The sequence below is a fragment of the Streptomyces sp. NPDC058470 genome, from assembly GCF_042721055.1.
GTDB lineage: Bacteria > Actinomycetota > Actinomycetes > Streptomycetales > Streptomycetaceae > Streptomyces.
The window spans coordinates 47,031-65,193 of record NZ_JBHXMF010000038.1 but is presented as its reverse complement, the minus strand read 5'-3'; the positions used below and the strand labels follow the sequence as shown (position 1 = coordinate 65,193).

Genomic DNA, 18,163 nt, shown 5'->3' with positions numbered 1-18,163 from the left:
GCCACGACGGCCGGTCGGCCACGGCCGAAGGGAACGTGATCCGGCTCAGCCGGACGCGGTGTGGCCGAGAGAGTCCACCACCGTCACCGGTACTCCTCCGGCCGCACTGCCCAGCAGCGTCAGCTTCACCTCGCCCGGACCCGAGGGTGTGGTCCCGTCGGACAGGACAGCGAGGGCCAGTGTGTTCTCGCCACGTGTCCGCAGCACCCCGTTCGGCAGGACGAAGGTGTGCTGGGGGCCTACGTCGTTGATGTACTGGCCCATGTTCCAGCCGTTCAGGAAGATCTGGACGCGGTAGGCGCGGGTCGGGTCGTCGGTGAGCGTGAGCCCGATTGAGGCATCGACGCCGGGGTCGACGGAGAGCCGGAACCGGGTGCGGTACCAGACGACGCCCTGTCGCATTTCGGCCCGCGGGAAGCCGACCGCCTTCCAGCCGCTGTCCGCGAACCCGGGCAGATGCCAGCCCTCGCGTTCCCCGTACAGCCCGCCGTGGTTGAGCGGCCCGCGCACCGGGTCGGGGGCCGCCTCACCCTGGATCCGCCAAGTGACGGCGGGGGAAGCCCCGTTGAAGGTTGCGGAGGCCAGCCCGCGGGCCGCCTTATGGGTGTCGTCCGCCTTCGCGTCCTGGTCGTGCTGCATACGGCGGACGAGCACGGAGAGGACGTGCGGTCCCTCGCCGAGGGGGAGGGGGAAGACCGCGGTGTCGGCCCAAGTCCCCTGCCTGACCGTCTTCTTGTCCGGCACCGGCATCCGATGCGTGCCCAGTGGCTGCCCGTCCAGCCAGGCCATCAGCACCCCCTGCGTGCCCGTGGTGAAGGCGAGGGACACGGACTCCGCCGCTCCCTCGAAGCGTCCCCGGTACCAGACGTCTCCGTAGTGGAAGCCGTAGTCGTCGGCGAACAGCACGGGCTGCCCGGCCGGTACGGGGGTGCTGCTGTACGAGGACGTCCTGTCCGCGACCGTCCACCCCGAGTCGTCGAAGCCGGCGGCGGACTCCGGGTTCTCCGCGGACCGCCGCCAGTCGATCAGCACGGGGAGCCGGACCTCCGGCACGCCGGGCAGCCGCTGCTCGGCCAGCAGACTCCCGGAGGACGTGGCACGCGTCCTCAACGCGCCCTGATTCCAGACGACTTCACTCGCCCCGCGCGGTCCCCACACCTCCAGATCGGCCGCCTCCACGGTGTCGCCGGTGAGCTGGACGGTCGAGTCGTGCAGGGCGGCGGTGCGCAGGAGCGCGGGGCCGCGTACCAGTACCGGGCCCGACGGGGTGTCGTACCGCCACAGCCGTCCGGAGGTCTCGTCGTCCGCGAGGAGCAGCAGCAGCGGCGCCGAGGCACCGCCGCCCTCCACCAACACCCGCACAAGACCGCCGAGTCGAGCCGAGACCCGGAGCACACCACTCTCGTACTCGTATGCCGCGGCCCCCTCAAGCACGGTCACCGTCGGCTCACTCGCGCACTCCAGCGCGGTCTCGGTCGTCTCTCCGGAGCGGCCGGTGAGCACGGCGATGTCCTGCCGTCCGGCCGCGAGCCACAGCATCGGCTGCGCGGTGGAGTACGCCAGTTTGCGCCGCCCGAAGGCGATCCCGGTGGCCAGGAGCCGGGCGTCGGCGGCGGGCACGGTGAGGGGAAGCGCCGAGAAGGGAAGCGCCGTCGTCACCTCCGCCGCGGTGTCGTTGCGTACGACGTAGAAGCGCGCGCCGGTGTCCGGGTTCACCAGCGGATACACCTTGACCTGGGGGTCCGTTCCGGTGACCGGCTCCGCACGGTCCAGCTTGGCCAGGTCGGGCACGGAGTGCAGCAACTGCCCGATCTGGTGCATCGGGACCAGCTTGGCGGTGGGCTGCCGGGCCTCGTCGAGGGCGGCGCCGTAGTCGTACGACGTGTAGACGATCGGTGCGGGCAGCCAGCCCCAGGAGGTGCCGCCGAAGGTCATGTAGACGTTGTGGATCTTGATGCCGTTGGCGAGGTTGGTGAGGTAGAAGCGCCGCTCGTACGCCGCGTCACGCGTCCTGGCCGACTCCGCGTACCCCGTGCCGTCGAACTCCACCCCGCCCCACGGATCGAACCAGCCGCCCCCGAACTCGGGCACGAACCCCGGGGTCCGCGGACTCGCCGTCGAGCCCCCCTTCGTACCGCCGACTCCGAAGTACCCCCAGTCCGGCGGGGGTTTGAAGGGCGACGGATACCCGTCGAAGCCGTACAGCCAACGCCCGCTCTCTCCGCCCGTGTCGAAGGTGCCGGGGGCCCAATAGCCGTTCCTGCCCTTGTCGTTGTGGAACAGCGGCACGTCGATGCCGTCGTCGCGGACCTTGGCGTACAGGTGGGCCATGTAGTCGCGGCCGAGGGGGCTGGTGACGTGGTCCGCGTACTCGTTCTCCAGCTGGTAGAGGACGACCGTGCCGCCGCCGTCGGTGTGCAGGTGCCGGGCCACGATCCGGTCGACGACGGTCAGCCACTCGTCGACGTGCTTCAGATAGGTCGGGTCCGAGGTCCTCGCCACGCCCTCGGTGGCGGTCAGCCAGCCGGGGAAACCGCCCGCGTCGACCTCGGCGTTGATGTACGGGCCCGGTCGCAGGATCACGTACAGACCGGTCTCGGCGGCCATGCGCAGGAACAGGTCGAGGTCGCGGACGCCGGTGAAGTCGTACGTCCCTGGCGCGGGGGAGTGGTAGTTCCAGGACACGTAGATGCTGATCGCGTTGTAGCCGTGGGCGCGCAGCTTCTGCAGGACGTCCCGCCACAGCGACGGGCTCGGGAGGCGGAACGGGTGGACCTCGCCGGACCACAGGACGACGCGCCTGCCGTCGATCAGCAGCGAGTACGCGTCGAAGCCGACGGTGTGCCGGTCGCCGTCGGCACCCGGCGGCCCGGGTGCGGGTGCTGTGGGCGTGGCATCGACGGCGTACGCGCCGCCGTTCCCACTGCCGCTCAGGGAGAAGCCGAGGGCGGTGGTCGTGGCGAGTGCGCTGAAGGTACGTCTGCTCAACACCATGAGGTTCTCCCCTGGACAGCGGCGGCTCGGGTGCGGCCATTGTCCACAGCGATTCGTCCCGCAATGGTCGTATGAGGATCTCGGCGCGGGTGGATTGCCCGGTACGGGCGCTACCGGAGCCGACCGTCCGGCAGGGCGAGGGCCCACCGGTGAAGGCGGAGGCCCTCGCCGCCGCGCAGGCCATCCCGTACAAGTTCCTGGAGGGAATCCTCGTCGGCCTCCGGCGTGGCGGCCCGGTCGTCAGCCGGCGCGGTGGCGACGGCGGCTGTGCACCGGCGGCCCGGGAGAACCCGTGGCCGCCGACCCGCGACCTCAGTTGCCGCAGCCCGTGGAGACGCGGGCTTTGGAGGACCAGGTGTTGGTGGTCACGTCGAGGGCCATCAGCGTCGAGTTCTTCGCGTAGCCGTAGGCGGTGCAGTCCAGCAGGCCGGTCGTGAAGTCGAAGCCCCCGCCGGGCCGCCCGGAGACGGAGCGCGCGGTGGTGGTCTTGTACCAGCTGGGAACGCCCGGCACGCCACCGTCCTTGAAGAGCGCCATCTTCACCTGCCCGCCGACGGTGAAGCTCTGGTCGCGCAGGACGAGGCCGTGGACGCCGATCGTGCTCGGCGCGCGGGTGGCCCAGACGTACGGGTGGTATCCGTACGCCTTGCCCTCCACCGCGCCCAGTTCGGTGGTCTCCGGGGGCGCCGACCTGGCGGCGGTCGGACGGGCCGCCGTGTCCGAGTTCCCGCCGCATCCGGTGGTGGCCATGGCCGCCGCGGCGAACAGGACCGCGAGTCCGAGTGCGGTGACGCGGCGGCCGGAGCCGGCCTTGGACGCGCTGTCCATGATGTCGTGCGTGCTGCTGCGCATGATGTTCTCCCCCTGGAAATCGTCGGCCGCGACCCCGTGGGCGGCCGGCGTGCAGAGGGACACCGGCCTGCGTACGGCGGTTGCGGCAGCGTGTGCGACGAGACGGTCACAGAGCTGGGCGGGGCGGCCGGCCAGATCATGGAAACCGCAGGCCACGGGTGTTGTACGGGGGGTGGTTCGGCGACCGGGGCGTAGCCGTGAATGTGCCTGCGTGTGGAGGGCCGTTCGCGTCGGGGGGTGAACGTGACCGGGCTCTCTGCGGGAGCCGGGGGGAGAGGGGAGCCTCCGGCGGAGGGGTGGGTTCCGTCTGTGCGGCGTCCTCATTTGGCACCATGGGCGCACGCGGGTTCTGCCCTTGGTGTCACCTCGGTGACTATGTGCCCGCGGTCACGGCCTTGAGCTCGTCCAGGGACTCCCGGATGAGCTGTGCCATCGGTCGCTGGTTGGTCTCGTCGACCCAGCGTTCGTACGCGATCTTGAAGACGGCGATCCCCGCCTCGGCGGCCAGGCCCGCGGTCGGGTCCGCGACGCCGCGTTGCCGCAACGCGTCGGCGAGTGCCGCGGACAGTGACGCAAGCTTGATCAGCTCGCGCTCCCGCAGCTCCGTGTTGGCGGCAATGACCTTCTGGCGCTTCTGGGAGTGTGCGCGGTGCTCCTCGAAGACCGCCGCGGCGGCGTCGAGGGCGGCGGCCACCGCGTCGATCGGGGCCGCGGACGCGGGGGCGCCGTTGAGGGCGCCCACGAGGAGCTCCTCCAGTGAGTTCGAACCCTCGAAGAGGACCTCGCGCTTGTCGGAGTAGTGCCGGAAGAACGTCCGCTCCGTGAGCCCCGCCCGCCTGGCGATCTCGGTCACGGTGGTCTGTTCGTACCCGCGCTCGCTGTAGAGCTCCAGTGCGGCCTGCGCCAGTCGGCCACGCGCGTTCGGTTCCCATCTGCCCATACCCCGGATTCTATGTGATGACAGTGACTGGCATCAGGTGTAGGTTGATGACAGTTGCTGACATCGACTGCCTCGCCATGGCGCGAGCAGCCGAACTACTCAGGAGGTCTCCCATGCGCGTGTTCATGACGGGTGCGTCCGGCTGGATCGGATCCGCCGTCGTCCCCGAGCTCATCGGCGCGGGCCACCAGGTCACCGGGCTCGCCCGCTCCGACGCGGCAGCCGCTGCCCTCACCGAGGCCGGGGTGGAGGTGTTTCGCGGCACGCTCGACGACCTCGATGCTCTGCGCGAGGCAGCCGCCGCGTCGGACGGTGTGATCCACCTCGCGTTCAAGCACGACATCGCCTTCTCCGGGGGCTTCGAGAGCGCCGCCGACGCGGATCGCCGTGCTGTCGAGACGTTCGGCGAGGCGCTCGCCGGTTCGGACCGGCCGCTGGTCATCGCCTCCGGGACGCTCGGGCTCACCTCCGGGCGGGTGGGGACCGAAGAGGACGGGCACGGTCCCGCCTCGGATGTCGCCGCCTGGGGCGAGGGCCCGCGGACCCGGCTGGCCACCGCCGAGCTGGTGCTCTCCTTCGCGTCGCGCGGAGTCCGCTCATCCATCGTGCGGCTCTCTCCGACCAATCACGGGGAAGGAGACAACGGCTTCATGGCGTCCCTGGTCGGCATCGCCCGCGACAAGGGCGTCTCCGGCTACATCGGCGACGGATCCAACCGCTGGCCCGCCGTGCACCGGCTCGACTCCGCGCACCTCTTCGGCCTGGCGCTGGACAAGGCCCCGGCGGGCTCGACGCTGCACGCCGTCGCCGACGAGGGCGTGCCGATCCGTGCCGTCGCCGAGGTGATCGGACGCCATCTCGGAATCCCCGTGGCGTCCGTCGCCCCCGAGGACGCGGGCGAGCACTTCGGCTGGCTGGCCGGCCCCCTGGGGGTCGACAGTCCCGTGTCGAGCGCGCTGACCCAGGAGTTGCTCGGGTGGCGGCCGGCCCAACCAGGGCTGCTGGAGGACCTCGACAAGGGCCACTACTTCGCCTGAGGACGTAGGCCGGGGCGAACGGCTCCCGTGCGGGGGCCGGTTCGGAGGAGGACGGCACGCGGTTCCGCCCGGGCCGGTGAGGCAGGATGAGGTCTCCGGTCGGTGCGCGAGGGAGGCCACAAGTGGGTTATGAACTGCAGGCGTTGATCGCCGGAGGCGAGCTGCTGCGGGCTGCCTCACAAGACCTCGCCGACACCACAGTGGTGCCTCTTGGGCAGGGCCTGTCGCTGCTGCCGATGACGGACCAGCTCCTCGACGCCGTCACGGAAAGCAGCGCGGTCGGGCCGCTGGGGTTCTGGCGGCTACCGGGCGGCTTCGACGGACTGCTCGCCGGGTGGTCCGCCGCGGGACCGGTCGCCTACGCGGAGGCCGAGTACTTCGGCGGCGTAGGCGAACAGCGCGCTGCCGTCTGGGCCGACGGGGCCGTGGTGCTCGGGCCGCTGCACGCCTCGGAGGGCGAGCCGTTCCCCGCTGCCGGAAGCCCGATCGCCCAGGCCCTTCGGCGACTCGGCGCAGTGGCCGGTGCGGCCGAGGACGAATTCGAGGCCGTGGGACTCGGCCGCCATCGCCGCAACGAGGACTGGCTCCCTGCCGGGAACCGTGGACCCGGCTCAGTGTTTGACGTCCAGTCTGCTGAACGCGCTGGTCAGGCCCTGTTTGAGCTTGCGTGCCAGCGGCACCTCGACGAAGCGGTGGACGAGCCAGCTCAGGGCGAGCATCGCGATGATGAGGGCAGGGACCAGTAGGCGGGCGTCGATGTCCTGGTGCAGGTAGTGGATCAGTGTGGTGCCGATGGCGTAGTGGAGGAGGTAGAAGGGGTACGAGAGCGATCCAGCGGTGGCCAGCCACTTCCACTGGATTCGGTCGGTCAGGCCGAGGGCGATGCCCACCATGAGGAGCAGGAAGAGCGTGTAGAGGATCAGCGAGCCGGACCAACTCGACACCTTTTCCACACTGATCCGGGCCGGCAGCTGGTTCTGGGACATCACCCAGGCCAGGCCCAGGATGCCCCACAGCAGCAGGTCCTGGCCGAAGCGGTGCATGAGGTACAGGGCGAGGCCGGCGATGAAGAACCATGCGGCCTCGGGGTTGGCGACCGTCACCAGCAGCGGAACCCCGGAGTTGGGCGCGACGGCCGCGAGGGCGCCCCAGACGCAGCAGAACAGCACGACCTTGCGGTACGTCAGTCCGGTCGCCACCACCAGCATGAAGATGACGTAGAAGCGCAGTTCGGACCAGAGCGTCCAGTACACGCCGTCCACCGCCGGCGCCCCCTCGCCCTGCTGGAGCATGGAGAGGTTGAGGATGACCTTCACGGAGGGGAGGGCGGTGAACTGCGCCGGCCACAGCGTGAGTACCGCGGTGGTGAACAGCACCGCGAACCAGTAGGCCGGGTAGAGGCGGATGACGCGCGAGACGAAGAAGTCCCTGGCCCGCCGGCCCCAGCTGGACATGCAGATGACGAAGCCGCTGATGACGAAGAAGAACTCGACGCCGATCCAGCCGTAGGTGGCGAACGGGAAGAGGCTGGGAAAGATCTCCGAGACCGGACGGCCCCAGATGAGGTTGTCCGGCTGGTTGGCGCGATAGGTGCCGATGTAGTGGTGCAGCGCCACCATCAGGGCGGCCACCAGCCGCAGCGCGTCGATCACATACAGCCGGGGCTTGCGGCGCGCGCCCCCGGCAGCGGACGGTGGCTCTCCCCGCGCCGACGGGAGCGTGTCGTGTTCGATCGGCTGGTGCTGCTGCCGCCGTTGCTCGGCGGCGACGCCTCCGGCCTGTATCACGTGTCCAATCCGCCTGTCCGGCCCGTGCGGGAGCCATCGTCCGAATGATCGAGAGGTACAGGCCCGACACACGGGGGATCCGGCTCGCCCGCACCGCGTCCCGGCGCGTGAACGGCAGCCCGGCGAGATCGCACGCCGGATCTCCCAGGGGTACCCCGGCTCTCACAGGGACGCCACGCCGCCCAGCGTGGACCGTACCCGCACAGCCTGGGAGGCACCTGGGTAGCCGCAGGGTCCGCCCTACGGCGGCGTGCCCTGAGCGGGGACGACATGGCTCCGCAGAGAAATCTCATTCGGCTCGTATGCCCACCGGAGCACAGGGCACACGCACCCGAACGGGTGTCACGCACGACACTGAACTGCGCGCCCGCCGCGGTCCACGCCCGCACTCTCGGCATCGACAGCACCGTCGCCGTCGAAGGGCAGCGGGCCTCCGCCGGAGACCGGGGCGCCCACGCAGCCGATACCGGCCGCAGGCTGTGACGTCAGCTGACGACGAGAGAGGACACCCATGGGTATTTACGTGTCGGTCAGAGGATGGCTGGAGTGCGACGACAAACAACTCGTCGCAGCCCGGGAAATCATCTCGGCTCACGAAGACGATCACTACTCCAACGGATGGGGCACACCTCGCCGCCACGTCAACTGGACTCACTACATGTTCTACGGTGCGGACATCCGAGAGTCGGCCCTGGAATGGCTCCTTCACCAGATCCGGGACATGGCGAGAATCCCTGCCTCCGATGATGACGGAGACCGCGTCAGGGGACTCTTCCTCGCCGGTCATGAAATCGATGGCACGGCTGAATGGCAGGTTCGCGAGGGTGGGCTCTTCATCTCGCCGGGCGACAGCAGACACCGTTACCTCGGCGGATAGCCGGCCATGCGTTCGGTCAGGCAGCTGCTGCCTGGGCTTTGCGGGCGAGCAGGTGGATCTCCCGGAACTGCCGGCGGTCGGTGGGCTCGGGCTCGCGGATCATCCGGGCCACCTCGGCCAATCCGGACTCGCGCAGCAGCGTGGCCAGGTGATCGGGCCACCATCGGTAGGCCGGGGCGACGGTGTGGTCGAAGAGCTGCGTCGGGTGGGACGGATCCTCGCTTGCCGAAAAGCCGAGCAGAAGATGGCCGCCGGGTGCCAGCACGCGGTGGAACTCCGCCAGGACGACGGGGAGTTCCTGCGGCGGCGTGTGGATGATGGACCAGCGTGAGAGTACGCCGCCCAGCGCGCCGTCGGCGATGTCCAGCGCGGCCATCGAGCCCACGTCGAACCGCAGGCCCGGATGGGCCCGGCGAGCCAGCTCGATCATCGCCGGGGAGGCATCAACACCGAACGCCGTCAGCCCCAACTCGTCGAGATGAGCGGTGATGTGCCCGGGCCCGCACCCCAGGTCCGCGACCCGACCGTCCCCACCCGCATGTACGACCTCGGCGAAGGCACCCAGGATCGCGCGGTCCAGGGGCCTGTCCCGAAGTGTGTCCCGGAACAGCTGCGCATAGGTGAGGGCAGCAGCGTCGTACCCGTCGCGGGTGGCACCGAGGGCATCGTGTTCGACCATGCCCGCGACGGTAGTTCGTGGCCCGCCTTGAGCCCAACCCGGTCGGCCCCGGGCGGCTGCCGGGCTACCGGGGAAGCTCCGCTCGGATGGTTTTGCCGGCGGGGCCCGTGCTCACGGTGACCGACCTGGCCAGCTTCTGGACCATCGGCCAGCCGAAACCGCCGGTTCCACCGGTGAGGTCGGGAGCGCGTTCCCGTGGCGGTCGTGGGTCCGCGTCGGTGACGGCGACGGTGATGGCGCCGGGGCGCGCCCACAGGCGCAGGGAGCAGGAGGTGCCCTGTGCGTGCCGTACGACGTTGGTGACGAGTTCGGACACCACGAGGGCGACGCTCGACGCGACCAGGGTGTCCACCGCCGGCGTGAGGCTGTTCATAAAAGCGTGGGCGAGGTCCCGCGCGTCCGCGATGGCCTCGGGCCGGGCGTCGAAGACCGCGTGGTCCCATGGGCGGCCGTTCACACGCGGATGTCGCGTTCGCATAAGCCCTCCTCGTACGGGGTGGCTTCTGTTCAGGATGAACGCCTGCCCCTGAAGCGCACGCTGTAACGCACTCCCGGGCGGCCCTTGAGTCGTCGTCTCTCCCACCGGCCCGGCCATGGGGAGGGCTTCGCACATTGGGTACGTGCGCAGGGGAGTGAGGCAGCAATACGCGGGTAGGCGCTGGACACGCTTCTGTCGGGGGATGGCAGAGGGCCGACGGACCAGGGAGGGCAACGATGACGACGATGGCGACCATGACGACGGCAGTCCGGACACACACGGACACCGGTTTCGCAGGGCTGCCGGAGATCGTCGACCCGCAGACGGTCGCGCCGAAGGACGCGCGCGACCTGTCGACGCGGTTCTTCGCTCAACTCGCCGTACTGGAAGAGGGGACCCCCGAGCACCAGTACGCGCGCAACACCCTCATCGAGATGAACATGTCGCTGGTCCGCTACGCGGCCGGCCGGTTCCGCCACCGCGGCGACGACATGGAGGACATCGTCCAGGTCGGCATGATCGGCCTCATCAAGGCCATCGACCGCTTCGAGCTCACCCGGGAGACCCAGTTCGCGACGTTCGCCGTGCCCTACATAGTCGGCGAGATCAAGCGGTTCTTCCGTGACACGTCCTGGGCCGTCCACGTTCCGCGCCGCCTTCAGGAGGCCCGCGTCGAACTCGCCAGGGCCACCGAGGAACTCAGCACCCGGCTGGGGCGCGCTCCCAAGGTCGGTGAACTGGCCGCTCTGATGGACCTCACCGAGGACGAGGTCATCGAAGCCCGCATGGCCTCGAACGGCTACAACTCCACCTCCCTCGACGCCGCCATCCACGGCGACGGCGACGACGGCGAGACCGCCCTGGCCGGCTTCATCGGCGAGGAGGACCCCGCGATGGAGCTCGTGGAGGACTTCCACGCCCTCGCCCCGCTCATCGCCGAACTCGACGACCGCGACCGGCACATACTGCAGATGCGTTTCGTCGACGAGCTCACCCAGTCGCAGATCGGCGAGCGCCTCGGTGTGTCCCAGATGCATGTCTCCCGCCTCCTGACGCGCACCCTGGCGCGTCTGCGGGAGGGAATGCTCACCACCCGCTGACTCCGGTCGCGTACGACGGTTGTGTACGAGGGTTGTGTACGGGGTTCGCGTACGACGGGTTCAGCGGGCGTGCGGCGTGAAATCGCAGGTGTGTGACGGGAGTCGGGGAGGGGCGCAGCCCCCTTCGCGGCTCCCGTCCGACTAACCCGCCTGGTTGTACACGGCTCCCGCGGCAGGCCAGCCCATGGCCTGAGGTTGTGGGGGAGGATCTGGCTGGGTCCGGCCGCGGACCTGGGCGGCGGTCAGTCCGCTGGGGTGGGCGCCCGGCACCGGGGCCATCACGCCGGGCTGGGGGGCCTGCATGGCCGCTGCCATGCCGGGCATGCCGGTCTGGGCGTAGGCGGGCAGTCCGGCGGCCGGGACCGGCGCGTACCCGGGCATCGGGGCGGCCTGCGGCGGCATCACGGCAGCCGGTGCCGCGGCTGGTGCCAACCCCGGCATGGCACCGGGAGCCTGCGCGGGGGCCGGTGCCGGCCAGCCGCCGGTCTGCGGGCCCGCGAGGCTCTGCGGGCCCGCGAAACTCTGTGCACCCGCGAGACTCTGCATCGCCGCGGCCTGTGCCGCCAGCCCCGGCATGCCCGCCCCGTTCGTGGCGCCGACGAGTCTGTCCACCGCCGCCGTACCCGAGCTGTAGTTGGTCCCGTTGACCATCTCGGGTACGGCGGCTCCCCTCCTGGTCCCGTAGAGCACGCCTTCCAGGCCGGACACCAGGCGACGCACGTCCACCTGGGGGCGTACCACGAGTCGCAGGAAGCGGCTCGACGAACCGATCTTGTTGCCGCACTCGCGGACCAGGATGCGGTGCTCGGTGAGCAGCCGGTCCCGGACCACGGTGCCCTCGGCGCCCACGGGGAGGCGCACGAAGAGGAAGTTGCCCTGCGAGGGATAGATCGTCAGACCGGGCAGGTGGGAGAGCTGCTGGGCCATGTCGAGGCGGTCGCGGCGGACCATGTGCAGGCTCTGCATGTACTCCTGGCCGTGGTTCTTGAGCATGAACACCACGGTCTCCGCGAAGGAGTTGAGATTCCACTTGGGCAGCATCGAGCGGACCTTGCCGGCCAGCGCCGGGTTGGCGACGAGGTAGCCGAAGCGGATGCCGTGCAGGCCGAAGTTCTTGCCCAGGCTGCGCAGCACGATGACGTTGGGCCGCATCACGGCGTCCTCGACGACACTCGGCTCGTGCTCGGCGTCGGCGAACTCCAGGAACGACTCGTCGATGACGATGAGGTCCAGGTCCGCCATCGCGTCCATGAACTGGACGAGCGCCTGGCGGGGTACGAAGCCGCCGTCGGGGTTGTTCGGGTTGCAGATGACGGCGACCCGGGTGCCGCGGGCGCGGATGAACTCGGCGTACTTGGCCAGGTCGAGGGCGAACCCGCTGGACTCCTGCAGCGGGAACATGTCGACGCGCTTGCCGGTCTCCATGGGCTGGTCGGTCCAGCGGCCGAAGGTGGGGACGGGTATGGCGAGGGACTCCCGGACCAGCAAGTGGTCGATCCAGGTGATGAGTTCGGTCGAGCCGTTGCCCATCGCGACGCACTGCGGAGGGAGTTGGAGCAGGTTGCAGAGCTCGGCCGTGATGGTGTCGGCGCTGCTCGGGTAGTACGTGATGATCTCGCGCAGCCGACTCGCCAGGTCGTCGAACATGGCGGGTGTCGGGAAGTAGGGGTTGCACGGGATACAGAAGTCGACCGGACCGGCCCCTTCGCCGCCCTCACGGGTGAGCGCTGCCATTGAGGGGCTGTGCGCCGCCGTGCTGCGGAACAGCGAGGTGACGTTGTCGGCCATGGAACCTCCGTAGGGGGCGGGCCCGGTGGGGAGGACGGGCCCTCCGTCTGTGGGTGGCCCGCGCGGGGGAGCGCGAGCCACCCAAAGGTACGGATACGGAGGGGGTGCTGTTCAACTCGTGTGAATTTGGTGAGAGTTAATGATCACAGGCAACTGAAGGGACCCAATATCCCTCAGGGGCCCCTCAGAGGCTCCACCGGGACCTCAGTCGTCGACGGCGTGCACCGTGGTCGTACGGATGGCGGGGCCCCGCACGAGGCGGGGCCCAGCGGCTTACGAACCGACCTTGCGCTTGTTCCACACGTCGAAGCCGACCGCCGCCAGCAGGGCCAGGCCCTTGATGACCTGCTGCCAGTCGGAGCCGACGCTGAGGAGGTTCATGCCGTTGTTCAGCACACCGAGGACCAGACCGCCGATGATCGCGCCGAGGACGGTCCCGACGCCGCCGCTCATGGACGCGCCCCCGATGAACGCCGAGGCGATCGCCTCCAGTTCGTAGTTCAGGCCCGCCTTCGGTGAGGCCGCGTTGAGGCGGGCGGCGATCGCCATACCCGCCAGGGCCGCGAGCGCGCCCATGTTCAGGAAGACCAGGAAGGTGACCTTCTTGTCCCTGACGCCGGACAGCTTCGCCGCCGGAAGGTTGCCACCGATCGCGTAGATGTGACGGCCGAAGACGGCGTTGCGCATGACGTAGCCGTAGCCGACCACCAGCACGCCGAGGACCAGCAGGATGATCGGCGCACCCTTGTAGCTGGCGAGCAGCATGGTGACGACGAGGATCGCGGCACTGATGGCGACGAGCTTGAGCAGGAAGAGGTTCCTGGGCACCACGTCGAGCGAGAACTCCTGCTGGCGCTTACGGTCGCGGACCTCCTGGAGGACCGCGAAGACGATCAGGGCGAGGCCCAACAGCAGGGTGATGTTGTGGTAGTTGGTGTTCGGACCGGTCTCCGGCAGGAAGCCGTTGCCGAGGTCCTGCAACCCGTTCGGGAAGGGGCCGAGGGTCCGCCCCTCCAGCAGGATCTCCGTCAGACCGCGGAAGATCAGCATGCCGGCGAGGGTGACGATGAACGACGGTATGCCGCCGTACGCGATGAAGAAGCCCTGCACCGCGCCCGCCAGCGCGCCCATCATCAGGCACAGCACCACGGCGACCGGCCAGGGCACATCGTGCTGCACGGTCAGTACGGCCGCGAAAGCGCCCACGAACGCGGTCAACGAGCCCACCGACAGGTCGATATGGCCCGCGATGATCACCAGCATCATGCCGATCGCGAGGATCAGGATGTAGCTGTTCTGCAGGACCAGGTTGGAGACGTTGCGCGGCAGCAGCAGGTCGCCGTCGGTCCACACCGCGAACAGTGCCACGATCAGGCCGAGGGCGATCAGCATGCCGTACTGGCGCATGTTGCGGCGCAGACCGGCCAGCACCAGCTGGAGCAGGCCGCCGCCCGCCGCCGATCCGCTCTTTCCGGGCGGCGCGGGGGCCGGCGTCCTGGCGGTCAGATCCGTGCTCATCGCGTTACCTCTTTGTCCTTTGTCATCTGACGCATCAGCGTTTCCTGGGAGGCCTCCGCCCGCGAGAACTCACCGGTCAGCCGCCCCGCGGCCATCGTGTAGACGCGGTCGCACATCCCGAGCAGCTCCGGCAGCTCGGAGGAGATGAAGACGACCGCCTTGCCCTCGGCGGCCAGCTTGTCGATGACCGTGTAGATCTCGAACTTGGCTCCCACGTCGATGCCCCGGGTCGGCTCGTCCAGGAGCAGCACCTCCGGGCCCGCGAAGATCCACTTGCTGAGGACGACCTTCTGCTGGTTGCCGCCCGACAGCTTGCCCACCGGCTCGAAGACGGTCGGCGCCTTGATGTTCATGGACTTGCGGAAGCCCTCGGAGACCTGCCGCTCCTCGTGCTCGTCGACAACACCGTGCCGGGACACCTTGCCCAGGGCACTGAGCGAGATGTTGCGGTTGATGGTGTCGATGAGGTTGAGGCCGTAGTGCTTGCGGTCCTCGGTGACGTACGCGATCCCGTGTCCGACCGCCTCGGGGACGGACTTCGTCCGGATCTCCTTGCCGTCCCTGAAGACCGTGCCGCCCGCGTACCGGCCGTAGGAGCGCCCGAAGACGCTCATCGCGAGCTCGGTGCGGCCGGCGCCCATCAGGCCCGCGATGCCGACGATCTCGCCGCGCCTGACGCTGATCGACACATCGTCGACCACCTTGCGCTGCTGGTCGATCGGGTGGTGCACGGTCCAGTTGCGGATCTCCAGGGCCGGGGCCTCGCCCACCTCCCCGTCGTACGGGGTGCGTTCGGGGAAACGGTGGTCGAGGTCGCGGCCGACCATGCCGCTGATGATCCGGTCCTCGGTGGTCTCGGCTGCCTTCACGTCGAGGGTCTCGATGGACTTCCCGTCGCGCAGGATCGTCACCGAGTCCGCGACCCTGCGGATCTCGTTCAGCTTGTGGGAGATGATGATCGAGGTGATGCCCTGCTTCTTCAACTCCAGGATGAGATCGAGGAGTTTGCCGCTGTCCTCGTCGTTCAGCGCGGCGGTCGGCTCATCCAGGATGAGCAGCTTCACCTTCTTCGACAGCGCCTTGGCGATCTCCACCAGCTGCTGTTTGCCCACGCCGATGTCGGTGACGCGGGTCTCCGGATGGTCGCCCAGGCCGACCCGGCGCAGCAGCTCGGACGCGTGCCGCAGGGTCTCGTTCCAGTTGATGAACCCGCGCGTGGCGTGCTCGTTGCCGAGGAAGATGTTCTCCGCGATGGAGAGGTACGGCACCAGGGCCAGCTCCTGATGGATGATCACGATGCCGTGCTGCTCACTGGCCCTGATGTCCTTGAACGTACAGATCTCGCCCTCGAAGAGCACGTCTCCCTGGTAACTCCCGTGCGGGTGGACGCCGGAGAGGACCTTCATCAAGGTCGACTTGCCGGCGCCGTTCTCCCCGCAGATGGCGTGGACCTCGCCCTGACGGACGGTCAGTGTGACGTCCGACAGCGCCTTGACGCCGGGAAAGGTCTTGACGATCGAGCGCATTTCCAGGACGGGTCTCGCCATGGTCGTGCCTTCCAATCCCTAGAGTGCGGAGGCTGCTTGAGCTCGCTCTCCGCTACTTGAGGTCGCTTTCCTTGATGTAGCCGGAGTCGACGACGACCGTCTGGTAGTTGGCCTTGTCCACGCTCACGGGCACCAGCAGGTACGCGGGCACGACCTTCGCGCCGTTGTCGTACGTCTTGGTGTCGTTGGTCTCGGGCTTCTTGTCGTTGAGGACCGCGTCGACCATGTTCGAGGCCACCTTGGCGAGTTCACGGGTGTCCTTGTAGACGGTCATCGACTGCTCGCCGGCGATGATCGATTTCACCGAGGCGACCTCGGCGTCCTGCCCGGTGACGACCGGCAGCGGCTTGCTCGCACTGCCGTAACCGTCCGACTTCAGCGCCGAGATGATGCCGATGGAGATGCCGTCGTACGGCGAGAGCACCGCGTCGACCCGGCCGCTCTTGTACGAGGCGGTGAGGATGTCGTCCATGCGCCGCTGCGCGGTGGCGCCGTCCCAGCGCAGGGTGGTGACCTGGGTCAGTTCCGTCTGGCCGGACTTGACGACGAGCTTGCCCTCGTCGATGTACGGCTGGAGGACGGTCATCGCGCCCTGGAAGAAGTACCGGGTGTTGTTGTCGTCGTTCGAGCCCGCGAACAGTTCGAGGTTGAAGGGACCCTTCTCGCTGCCGTCCTTCAGCCCGAGCTTCTCGACGATGTAGGAGCCCTGGAGCTCGCCGACCTTCTCGTTGTCGAACGACGCGTAGTAGTCGACGTTCTCCGTGCCGAGGATCAGGCGGTCGTAGGAGATCACCGGGATGTCGGCGTCCTTGGCCTGCTGGAGCACGTTGTTGAGGGACTTGTTGTCGATCGCGGCGACGATCAGCGCGTCCACGCCCTGCGTGATCATGTTCTCGATCTGCGAGACCTGCTGGTCCGGCTCATCCTCGCCGAAGGCCAGCTTCGTCTTGAAGCCCTTGGCCTCCAGGTTCTTGACGACGTTGTCGCCGTCGGCGATCCAGCGCTCGGAGGACTTGGTGGGCATGGAGATGCCGATGGTGGCGTCACTGGCATCGGTCGCCTTGTCCTCACTGCCCCCCTCGCTGCTCTGCCCGCAGGCGGAGAGGGTGAGGGCGAGGGAAGCGGCTCCGGCTATGGCGGCGAGTGCGGCTCTGCGGTTACGCATGATCATCATCCTTGATGTGTGGGCCGGTTCGGTCTGGCGGTGCGGGGACGCTTCCGGTGGGGGCGGGAGGTGGGACCAAGAACAGGTGTGTGGGATTGTGTGCGGCTGCGTCGCCTTTTGTGAAGGGGGTTGGCGTGGAACGTTATGAGGGCGTTTCGAATCGCCGTAGCACGCCCGGCAGTCGAGAACCGAGCGGCGCCATGTCACCGTCGGCTCCGTGCCGCGCGAGCAGGTCCAGGGCGAGCCGGCCGCGCCGCACCCGTTCCCGGGCGGTGCTCAGGGTCAGCTCCCGCAGATGGTGCCCGTAGGGGTAGATGCCGGGCGCCTTGGAGAGGCCGAACTTCAGATAGAGCGGTGCGCCACGCCGGATCAGCTCGGCGACCTCGTACATCCGCACATACCCGCCGAGGTCGTCGGGGGCCTCGATGTACATGTCCATGGGGGCGGCGGAAACCCGCCGGATCTCGGTCAGGTGAGTGAGCGTCAGATCACTCGGCACGTTGAGGGAGTCCGCGCCGAGGTTCTCGTACACGGCGTACGAGGCCGGGTTGACGGGGCCCACCAGCGCCGAGAGCTTGAGGGTCGTGTCGGCCGGGATGATCCCGGCGACGCGTGCGCGGTGCAGCGTCCACAGCACACCCTCGTCGGCGACGAGCAGGCACGTGACGCCCAACTCCGTTGCCCGCAGGGCGTCTTCGACGCATCCGGCAACCGCGTCGTGGCCCCGGGCACGCAGCCCGCCGCCCCGCGAGTCGGAGCGCACCGAGCCGCCGATGTCCCAGGTGCCGCGCGGCCCGGTGAACAGGCAGAGCTCGATGGCGTGTTCGGCCGTGGCCTCGACCATCTCGGTGATCTCGGAGTCGGTCAGCATCCAGACGCCGCTGCCCTGGCTGATCCGGTGGATCGGCACATCGAGCCGCGAGGACTCCTTGAGGACCACGGCAAGGGCCTCGGGACCCTCGACGGACGGGACCTCGGTACGCCAGCGGCCGCCTCCCGGGAAGCTGTGCGGCGAGGCGTCGGCGGGGGAGAGGGGCGGCGCGCCCAGGCCGAGCGCGGCGAGCGCCTGCTCGCCGGGTCGACGGGCTGCCGGAGGCGGGACGTCGGTCACAAGCTGTCCTTCCGCGTTCGTTGACTGGAGTGCGTTCGATATCCCGAACATGGTTCGTGTCGATGGGAGTGCGCCGGTGCGGTGCGGTCGGGCACCCCGCACCGACGTACTGCTCAGGCGAGCGGAAGGAGTCGGCTCATGGGCCGGGGACGGCCTGGTGTGTGGCGGGGGGTGGTGTGGTTCGTGGGCCGGGGACGGCCTGGTGTGTGGCGGGGGGTGGTGTGGTTCGTGGGTTGGGGACGGCCTGGTGTGTGGCGGGGGGTGGTGTGGTTCGTGGGTTGGGAACGGCC

General features: G+C 69.1%; 16 protein-coding genes and 1 pseudogene. 5 read left to right on the top strand and 12 right to left on the bottom strand.

Annotated features, from left to right (window positions below; all coding sequences use genetic code 11):
• Positions 1 to 45 precede the first annotated feature (45 nt).
• Positions 46 to 2,994 (bottom strand): beta-galactosidase, encoded by a 2,949-nt coding sequence (locus ACFWP7_RS26475; RefSeq protein ID WP_384385670.1) that lies wholly within the window; start codon positions 2,992 to 2,994, stop codon positions 46 to 48.
• Positions 2,995 to 3,065: 71 nt separating this feature from the next.
• Between ACFWP7_RS26475 and ACFWP7_RS26470 the strand changes: the two are divergent.
• Positions 3,066 to 3,260: pseudogene (locus ACFWP7_RS26470) on the top strand (Rrf2 family transcriptional regulator); the annotation flags it as partial.
• Between the two features lie 46 nt (positions 3,261 to 3,306).
• On the opposite strand, the gene ACFWP7_RS26465 reads toward ACFWP7_RS26470, so the two are convergent.
• Positions 3,307 to 3,846 (bottom strand): hypothetical protein, encoded by a 540-nt coding sequence (locus ACFWP7_RS26465; RefSeq protein WP_384385667.1) that lies wholly within the window; start codon positions 3,844 to 3,846, stop codon positions 3,307 to 3,309.
• A 373-nt stretch (positions 3,847 to 4,219) separates the two neighbouring features.
• Positions 4,220 to 4,786, bottom strand: coding sequence for a helix-turn-helix domain-containing protein (locus ACFWP7_RS26460; protein ID WP_384385664.1), 567 nt, complete (start codon positions 4,784 to 4,786; stop codon positions 4,220 to 4,222).
• 113 nt (positions 4,787 to 4,899) lie between these two features.
• On the opposite strand from ACFWP7_RS26460, the gene ACFWP7_RS26455 reads away from it, so the two are divergent.
• A complete protein-coding gene (locus tag ACFWP7_RS26455; protein WP_384385661.1) occupies positions 4,900 to 5,823 on the top strand; it encodes an SDR family oxidoreductase in 924 nt (307 codons plus the stop codon).
• A gap of 302 nt (positions 5,824 to 6,125) precedes the next feature.
• Here ACFWP7_RS26455 and ACFWP7_RS26450 read toward each other — a convergent pair whose 3' ends face one another.
• Both ACFWP7_RS26450 and ACFWP7_RS26445 read right to left on the bottom strand, forming a co-directional pair.
• Positions 6,126 to 6,389 carry a hypothetical protein gene (locus ACFWP7_RS26450; RefSeq protein WP_384385658.1) on the bottom strand — a complete coding sequence of 88 codons (264 nt, stop codon included), beginning with the start codon at positions 6,387 to 6,389 and terminating at the stop codon, positions 6,126 to 6,128.
• A gap of 45 nt (positions 6,390 to 6,434) precedes the next feature.
• A complete protein-coding gene (locus tag ACFWP7_RS26445) occupies positions 6,435 to 7,610 on the bottom strand; it encodes an acyltransferase family protein (protein ID WP_384385655.1) in 1,176 nt (391 codons plus the stop codon).
• A 339-nt stretch (positions 7,611 to 7,949) separates the two neighbouring features.
• On the opposite strand from ACFWP7_RS26445, the gene ACFWP7_RS26440 reads away from it, so the two are divergent.
• The gene (locus ACFWP7_RS26440; protein ID WP_384385652.1) at positions 7,950 to 8,093 is read left to right on the top strand and encodes a hypothetical protein; all 144 of its coding nucleotides are present in this window, start codon (positions 7,950 to 7,952) and stop codon (positions 8,091 to 8,093) included.
• Positions 8,094 to 8,121: 28 nt separating this feature from the next.
• Positions 8,122 to 8,487, top strand: coding sequence for a hypothetical protein (locus ACFWP7_RS26435; protein WP_384385650.1), 366 nt, complete (start codon positions 8,122 to 8,124; stop codon positions 8,485 to 8,487).
• A 16-nt stretch (positions 8,488 to 8,503) separates the two neighbouring features.
• Here the strand turns inward: ACFWP7_RS26435 and ACFWP7_RS26430 are convergent, their stop codons facing one another.
• Positions 8,504 to 9,166 carry a methyltransferase domain-containing protein gene (locus ACFWP7_RS26430; RefSeq protein WP_384385647.1) on the bottom strand — a complete coding sequence of 221 codons (663 nt, stop codon included), beginning with the start codon at positions 9,164 to 9,166 and terminating at the stop codon, positions 8,504 to 8,506.
• Positions 9,167 to 9,230: 64 nt separating this feature from the next.
• Positions 9,231 to 9,644 carry an ATP-binding protein gene (locus tag ACFWP7_RS26425; protein ID WP_384385645.1) on the bottom strand — a complete coding sequence of 138 codons (414 nt, stop codon included), beginning with the start codon at positions 9,642 to 9,644 and terminating at the stop codon, positions 9,231 to 9,233.
• A gap of 254 nt (positions 9,645 to 9,898) precedes the next feature.
• On the opposite strand from ACFWP7_RS26425, the gene ACFWP7_RS26420 reads away from it, so the two are divergent.
• Positions 9,899 to 10,744 (top strand): RNA polymerase sigma factor SigF, encoded by an 846-nt coding sequence (locus ACFWP7_RS26420; protein WP_384385642.1) that lies wholly within the window; start codon positions 9,899 to 9,901, stop codon positions 10,742 to 10,744.
• 141 nt (positions 10,745 to 10,885) lie between these two features.
• Here ACFWP7_RS26420 and ACFWP7_RS26415 read toward each other — a convergent pair whose 3' ends face one another.
• The 5 genes from ACFWP7_RS26415 to ACFWP7_RS26395 form a co-directional block, all read right to left on the bottom strand.
• Positions 10,886 to 12,532, bottom strand: a complete 1,647-nt coding sequence (locus ACFWP7_RS26415) for a pyridoxal phosphate-dependent aminotransferase (protein ID WP_384385639.1) — start codon at positions 12,530 to 12,532, stop codon at positions 10,886 to 10,888.
• A 273-nt stretch (positions 12,533 to 12,805) separates the two neighbouring features.
• Positions 12,806 to 14,050: a multiple monosaccharide ABC transporter permease gene (gene mmsB / locus ACFWP7_RS26410; RefSeq protein ID WP_384385637.1), complete on the bottom strand. Its 1,245-nt coding sequence runs from the start codon at positions 14,048 to 14,050 to the stop codon at positions 12,806 to 12,808.
• Positions 14,047 to 15,597 (bottom strand): multiple monosaccharide ABC transporter ATP-binding protein, encoded by a 1,551-nt coding sequence (gene mmsA, locus ACFWP7_RS26405; RefSeq protein WP_384385634.1) that lies wholly within the window; start codon positions 15,595 to 15,597, stop codon positions 14,047 to 14,049. The genes mmsB and mmsA overlap by 4 nt, the downstream gene beginning before the upstream one ends.
• Before the next feature lie 52 nt (positions 15,598 to 15,649).
• Positions 15,650 to 16,762 (bottom strand): multiple monosaccharide ABC transporter substrate-binding protein, encoded by a 1,113-nt coding sequence (gene chvE, locus ACFWP7_RS26400; RefSeq protein ID WP_384385631.1) that lies wholly within the window; start codon positions 16,760 to 16,762, stop codon positions 15,650 to 15,652.
• A 142-nt stretch (positions 16,763 to 16,904) separates the two neighbouring features.
• Positions 16,905 to 17,873 carry a hypothetical protein gene (locus ACFWP7_RS26395; protein ID WP_384385628.1) on the bottom strand — a complete coding sequence of 323 codons (969 nt, stop codon included), beginning with the start codon at positions 17,871 to 17,873 and terminating at the stop codon, positions 16,905 to 16,907.
• Positions 17,874 to 18,163 lie beyond the last annotated feature (290 nt).